The 5,728-nt window shown below is 65.2% G+C and carries 8 protein-coding genes and 1 pseudogene; 8 read left to right on the forward strand and 1 reads right to left on the reverse strand.

Annotated elements, in window-relative coordinates:
• From A3728_RS22990 to A3728_RS04370, 4 genes and pseudogenes are all read left to right on the forward strand, one after another.
• Nucleotides 1-399: pseudogene (locus tag A3728_RS22990) on the forward strand (TRAP transporter permease); the annotation flags it as partial.
• Nucleotides 400-472: 73 nt separating this feature from the next.
• Nucleotides 473-751: a hypothetical protein gene (locus tag A3728_RS04360; RefSeq protein ID WP_067920608.1), complete on the forward strand. Its 279-nt coding sequence runs from the start codon at nucleotides 473-475 to the stop codon at nucleotides 749-751.
• Between the two features lie 49 nt (nucleotides 752-800).
• A complete protein-coding gene (locus tag A3728_RS04365; RefSeq protein WP_067920611.1) occupies nucleotides 801-2,081 on the forward strand; it encodes a Rieske 2Fe-2S domain-containing protein in 1,281 nt (426 codons plus the stop codon).
• 109 nt (nucleotides 2,082-2,190) lie between these two features.
• Nucleotides 2,191-2,757, forward strand: a complete 567-nt coding sequence (locus A3728_RS04370; protein ID WP_067920613.1) for an antibiotic biosynthesis monooxygenase — start codon at nucleotides 2,191-2,193, stop codon at nucleotides 2,755-2,757.
• An 8-nt stretch (nucleotides 2,758-2,765) separates the two neighbouring features.
• Here A3728_RS04370 and pcaQ read toward each other — a convergent pair whose 3' ends face one another.
• A complete protein-coding gene (gene pcaQ, locus A3728_RS04375; RefSeq protein ID WP_067920615.1) occupies nucleotides 2,766-3,674 on the reverse strand; it encodes a pca operon transcription factor PcaQ in 909 nt (302 codons plus the stop codon).
• Nucleotides 3,675-3,772: 98 nt separating this feature from the next.
• Here pcaQ and pcaC point away from each other — a divergent pair, with 98 nt between their 5' ends.
• The 4 genes from pcaC to A3728_RS04395 form a co-directional block, all read left to right on the forward strand.
• Nucleotides 3,773-4,156 carry a 4-carboxymuconolactone decarboxylase gene (gene pcaC, locus A3728_RS04380; protein WP_067920617.1) on the forward strand — a complete coding sequence of 128 codons (384 nt, stop codon included), beginning with the start codon at nucleotides 3,773-3,775 and terminating at the stop codon, nucleotides 4,154-4,156.
• Nucleotides 4,153-4,881, forward strand: coding sequence for a protocatechuate 3,4-dioxygenase subunit beta (gene pcaH, locus A3728_RS04385; protein WP_067920619.1), 729 nt, complete (start codon nucleotides 4,153-4,155; stop codon nucleotides 4,879-4,881). Before pcaC ends, pcaH begins: the two co-directional genes overlap by 4 nt.
• 3 nt (nucleotides 4,882-4,884) lie before the next feature.
• Nucleotides 4,885-5,505, forward strand: a complete 621-nt coding sequence (gene pcaG / locus A3728_RS04390) for a protocatechuate 3,4-dioxygenase subunit alpha (protein ID WP_067920622.1) — start codon at nucleotides 4,885-4,887, stop codon at nucleotides 5,503-5,505.
• Nucleotides 5,506-5,511: 6 nt separating this feature from the next.
• A partial coding sequence (locus A3728_RS04395; protein ID WP_150120640.1) for a 3-keto-5-aminohexanoate cleavage protein occupies nucleotides 5,512-5,728 on the forward strand: 217 nt, incomplete at its 3' end.

Raw genomic sequence — 5,728 nt, forward strand, 5'->3', positions numbered from 1 at the left:
ACGCCACCCATCGCGGTCGCGGCGCTGGCCGCGGCGGCCATCGCGGACGAGGATCCGTTCCGGATCGCGTTCTCGGCGGTTCGGCTGGCGGCGGTGGGCTTTCTTCTGCCCTTCGCATTCATCTTCAACCCCGGCCTTCTGCTGCTGGGCGACACGATGACCAATGCCTTCGCGCTTCTCGGCGGGGTGCTGGCCACGGCAGCTATCGCGATCTCGATCGAAGGTTCGGTGGGCACGCCGCTGAAGACGGTGGAAAGGCTGGCATTGACGTTGGCGGCCGTGGCGGCGGTGTTCCCGGTGCCGTTGGTGTCAATTTGCGGCATGGCGGTGATTCTGGCCATCGGGGTGCGCTACGCGTTTCTGATGCGTCGCGGCACCGACGTAAAAGCGGCCGAGTAACGCGCGGCCCGGCGTCGGGGCAGACCCCCTGCCGCCGGGCCGCTTGATCCAAAGAACACAGGAGCCGCTCATTGTGGCCCATAAGATTACTCAGGGATGGGCGGCGCCCGCTTTCTGGAAACGCTGGCTGATCAGCAGGGTCGCAGTCTATCCGCCGCTGGTGGTGCTGGCCTTTGCCTTCCGGGCGCTCTTCCGCGACATCCCCACGCTTCTGTCGCTGTTTCTGATTGCGGCTTGCCTAACCGCGCTGACCCACCGGGTTGATCCTGCCCGCGCTGCATCGGCGGCTGGGTGCGTGGCTCAACACCTGATCACGTCGCATGCGCGGACGATCTTGACGATAAAAACTTAGATGGCTAAGTATATCCCTGTAATGTCTTATCGCCTCCGAGGAGAATGCAATGCTGACGATTGAGGAAAACGAACTGCTGACCCGCGTCACCGGCGATGCGCCCATGGCGCAGCTGATGCGCCAGCACTGGACACCCGTGTGCCTGATGGAGGAAGTGGCCGAACCCGACGGCAAGCCGCTGCGCGTCGAGGTGCTGGGCGAAAGCTACGTGGCCTTCCGCGACAGCAAGGGCCGGCTGGGGATGCTGGACGAGCTCTGCCCCCACCGAAAGGCGTCGCTGGTTTATGGCCGGAACGAGGATTGCGGTCTGCGCTGTCTTTATCACGGCTGGAAGATGGACGTGGACGGCAACGTGGTTGCCATGTCCTCCGAGCCCGAGGGCAGCCCGCTCATGGACAAGATCAAGGCGCGGTCCTACCCGGTCGAGGAATGGGGCGGCTTCGTCTGGGCCTGGCTGGGCGACAAGGACAACATACCCGAATTCCAGCCCCCGGCCTTCGCGCCGGAAAAGGACACGCCGGTGGCCATCCTCAAGATCCGCATCCCCGCCAACTGGGCGCAGATCCACGAAGGCCAGATCGACAGCGCGCACAGTTCATCGCTGCATTCGTCGACGATGAAGCCCGCGCGGGTCGAGGGCGCGTCTGCGGACGACAAATCGTGGTATCGCCCCTCGACCGACAAATCGCCGCGGATGCAGACGGAGACCACCAGCTACGGCTTCCACTACGCCGCGATCCGTAAGCCCATCAAGAAGGCCAAGACGCATCACTACCTGCGCATTACGGAATTCATTGCGCCCTACTATTCGCTGATCCCGCCCAATAACAACTACAAGGTGGCCAGCGTAATCGTGCCAATCAATGACGATGAAACCGCGTTTCACTTCGTGGCCTTCGGCGGGCCGAACGTGCCGTCGACCGACGAATGGCGCGCCTTCAACCACGCGGTGCCCGGCAAGGACGTGGACCACAAATGGCGCACAAGAAACACGCTGGAAAACGACTTCAATCAGGACCGCGAGCGGATGAAGGAAGGCCATTTCACCGGCGTCGACGGCATCCCCAACGAAGACATCATCATGTGGGTGTCCATGGGCAGCCGTGTGCAGCGCCACACCGACACGCTGGGCGCGTCGGACCTGGCCATCGTCGAGTTCCGCCGCCTGATGGCCGACGCCGCCGCCAAGGTGGCCGAGGGCGGTCGGGCCATCGGCACCGAGTCCGACGTGCCGCAGGCGCAGATCGCGTCACACGAGGGCGTCTATCCGAAGGAAGTCGACTGGCGGACGCTGGTGGCGCCGGGCGGCACCGCCGAGGCGGCCGAGTAAAGGGCGCCCTCTCCCCCGAGGATCGACCACCCGCGCGGGAGGCGTGGGTGGTCTTTTTCCGTTGCGATCCAAGGCCAAATGGCCAGGCCGCCAGACAGGAGCCGCGCCGATGCTGCAAAGCCAGGTCCTGAACGACGCGCCGGGCGTGTTCCTGGTGTCGCTGCGCGTGGCCCATGGCGACGCGGCGGCCTGCGCCGAGCAGCTGGCCGAGCTGAACCGCCGGATCGAGCGGGCCGCGGGCTTTCGCAGCCTCGACGTGATCCGCCGCGACGGCGGGCTTGGCACTGATTTCTACATCCTTGCGCGGTTCGACAGCCTGGACGCGGTCGAAAGCTGGCGCGCCTCGCCCGAGCGGCACGCGCTTCTGGACCGGATCGAATCCATGGCGATCACCGACATCTCGCGTCAGCAAGTGGCAGGCGCATCTGTCTGGTTCGAGCCGATCAGCGCTCTGCCCAGCCCGCCTGCGCCGCCACCCTTGTGGAAGCGTTGGGTGCTCAGCATCGTGGCGGTCTATCCGGCATTGGTTCTGTTGGTCGCGCTGCTGGCTCCGGTGACCGAGCGGGTGCCCGGGCCCGTGGGACTGCTGTTGGTCGTGGTCATTCTAACGGGGCTGACCACAGCCTTCATCGTGCCGTGGCTCGGCGGTCGCCTGCACGGTTGGCTGCACGGGTGACGGTCGGGTCAGCCGTGCACGGCGTTGCGAAGGCAGTCCACGAAAATGTCGCGCGGCACGCTGAGCGGCGCCGCGCGCGATACGCTGATGCCGACGGGGCCCGACAGCAGCGGCGATTGCAGCGGCACCGCCACGAGCTTGCCGTCGTCCAGATCGTCGGCCACCACCCCGCGAGAAATGAACCACAGCGCGTCGGACATCCTCACCACCTTGCGACCCACCGGCAGAGCCACAGTTTCGATGGCCGCGCGCAGGCCTGGCAAGCCGATGCTGGCGAGATACCGCTCGACTGTGGCCGAGATCACGGCGCCACGCGGCGGCAGGATCAGCGGATGGGCCGGCAGAGCGCTTTTGGGCGCCGGGGCCCGCAAAAGAGGATGCCTAGGACGACAGACCAGCACGACGTCTTCGAGATAAAGCTGCTCGAACGTGACACCGGTGGCCGCGTTCTGTTCGGGCATGCGGCCCACCACAAGATCCACCGCCCCGTCCCGCAGGTGGTTGAACAGCAGCCAGTTCGGCCCGGTGAGCACATGAAGCGTGGCATTCGGGACCGCGTCGCGGAAGGCGAGTGCCGCGCGCGGTAGAAGGTCGCCCGCAGCCGTGGGCAACACCCCCACCGACAGCCGCGAGGGCGCGCCGCCTTCGCGCGCCAGCCGGTCGTGTCCACGCATGAGTTCGGACATGGAGGCCGCAGCATGTGCTTGAAAGATGCGCCCGGCCTCGTTCAGGCGCAGCCCGCGCCCCACCCGGTCGAACAGGTCCGTGCCCAGGATCTGCTCCAGCTCTTTCAAGCTCTTAGACACCGCCGGCTGCGTGATGTTCAGAGCGTCGGCGGCCTTCGAGATGCTATCGACGCGCGCGATCTCTAGGAACGAGCGAATGTGACGGAGGTGCAGACGGTTGGGCCAATTCATAATATTAAGGTTATACAAATATCGCTGATTTTCAATATTTATGCGTTGATGATTATACTAAGTCGCTTGCATGAGACGAGGCTTGGAGAGGGACATGCGTGAGTGAGCGATACGATGACGGCATGGCGACCCGGCGCAAGGTGCTGGGCGACGCCCATGTGGACCGCGCCGAAGCCGGAAAGACCGCGTTCGACGTACCGTTCCAGACTATGATCACCGAAGGGGCCTGGGGCACGCTCTGGTCCGATCCCAGGATCCCGCACCGCGAACGGTCCATGCTTACGCTGGCACTGCTGGCGGCCACCGGCAATTTCGAGGAAATCCCGATGCATGTCCGCGCGACGCGGAACACCGGCGCCAGCCCGGACGACATCATGCAGGCCTTCCTGCACGTGGCGGTCTATGCCGGCGTGCCCAAGGCCAACCACGCGATCAAGCTGGCCAAAGCCACCCTTGCCGAGATGGAAGGCGATACCCCATGAAGACCCCCGCCGAATACTACATGCGCGACCGCCGCTTGCACCCGCCCGCCTACGCGCCAGGCTACAAGACATCAGTGGCGCGCAGCCCGCGGCAGGCGCTGATCTCGCTGGAAAATACTGTGTCGGAGATCACCGGGCCCCGATTCGGCCATTCCGACATTGCCGAGGGCGACAACGACCTGCTGACGAACTACGCCGCCGCCGGCGAAAGCGCCATCGGCGAGCGGATCATCCTGCACGGCCGCGTTCTGGACCAGGAAGCCAAGCCCGTGCGCAACACGTTGGTCGAGGTCTGGCAGGCCAATGCGGGTGGGCGGTATCGCCACAAGAAGGACAATTACCTGGCGCCGATGGATCCGAATTTCGGCGGCTGCGGGCGCATCCTGACCGACGATGACGGCTATTACTTCTTTCGCACCGTCAAGCCCGGCGCCTATCCCTGGCCCAACCAGGTGAACAACTGGCGCCCCGCGCATGTGCATTTCTCGGTTTTCGGCAGCGCCTTCGCGCAGCGGCTGATCACCCAGTGCTATTTCGAGGGCGATCCGCTGATCCCGATCTGTCCCATCGTGCAGACCATCCCGGACCAAGCCGCCATCGACAGGCTGACGGCGCGACTGGACATGAACCAGACGATCCCGTTCGACGCCATCGCCTACCGCTTTGACATCGTGCTGCGCGGGCGTCGGTCGACCCTGTTCGAAAACCGGCTGGAGGGGAACTGAGCCATGCGCGATCCGCAGAATTATCTTCCAGAAACCGCGTCCCAGACCGCGGGGCCTTACGTCCATATCGGTCTCGTGCCCAGCGATACGGGCATCAAGATCTACGATCATGAGCTTGGCCGCGACATCGCCGGGCCCAACGCCAAGGGCGAACGCATCCGAGTTCAGGGGCGGCTGATCGACGGCAACGGCGCCGCGCTGAAGGACGGGCTGATCGAGGTCTGGCAGGCGAACGCCGCCGGCGTCTATGCCCACCCCGAAAGCAGCGGCGCCGTCGAAGAGGGCTTTCGCGGCTGGGGCCGCGTCATCGCCGATTTCGACAGCGGCGCGTGGTTCTTCGAGACGGTGAAGCCGGGCGCTGGACCGGGCCGGAGCGGCGCCCGGCAGGCGCCGCATATCAGCCTGTGGATCGTGGCGCGCGGCATCAATATCGGCCTCAACACGCGGCTCTACTTCGACGACGAGGGCGCGGCCAACGACGCCGACCCGGTTCTGGGCCGCATCGACCCGCCCCATCGCCGCGACACGCTGATCGCCACCCGCGACGACAGCGGCGACACCCCCGTCTATCGCTTCGACATCCGCCTGCAGGGCGATCGCGAAACCGTGTTCTTCGACATCTGAGGGCCCATGACCAAACCCTGCATCATCTGCGTCGCCATCACCGGATCGCTGCCGAAAAAGGCCAACAACCCCGCCGTGCCGATCACCGTGTCCGAGCAGGTGGAAAGCACCCACGAGGCGTTCGAGGCGGGCGCGACCATCGTGCACGCACATGTGCGCAACGACGATGAGACGCCGTCCTCGGATCCCGAGAAATTCGCGCGCCTGAAGGAAGGCGTGGAAC

The organism is Sulfitobacter sp. HI0040, assembly GCF_001634885.1.
In the GTDB taxonomy this organism is placed as follows: Bacteria; Pseudomonadota; Alphaproteobacteria; order Rhodobacterales; family Rhodobacteraceae; genus Sulfitobacter.

Bases quoted from the DNA above. Each gene is read 5' to 3' on its own strand.
- A3728_RS04365 (WP_067920611.1), top strand. From the start codon at position 801: ATGCTGACGATTGAGGAAAACGAACTGCTGACCCGCGTCACCGGCGAT.
- A3728_RS04370 (WP_067920613.1), top strand. From the start codon at position 2,191: ATGCTGCAAAGCCAGGTCCTGAACGACGCGCCGGGCGTGTTCCTGGTG.
- pcaQ (WP_067920615.1), bottom strand. From the start codon at position 3,674: ATGAATTGGCCCAACCGTCTGCACCTCCGTCACATTCGCTCGTTCCTA.
- pcaH (WP_067920619.1), top strand. From the start codon at position 4,153: ATGAAGACCCCCGCCGAATACTACATGCGCGACCGCCGCTTGCACCCG.
- pcaG (WP_067920622.1), top strand. From the start codon at position 4,885: ATGCGCGATCCGCAGAATTATCTTCCAGAAACCGCGTCCCAGACCGCG.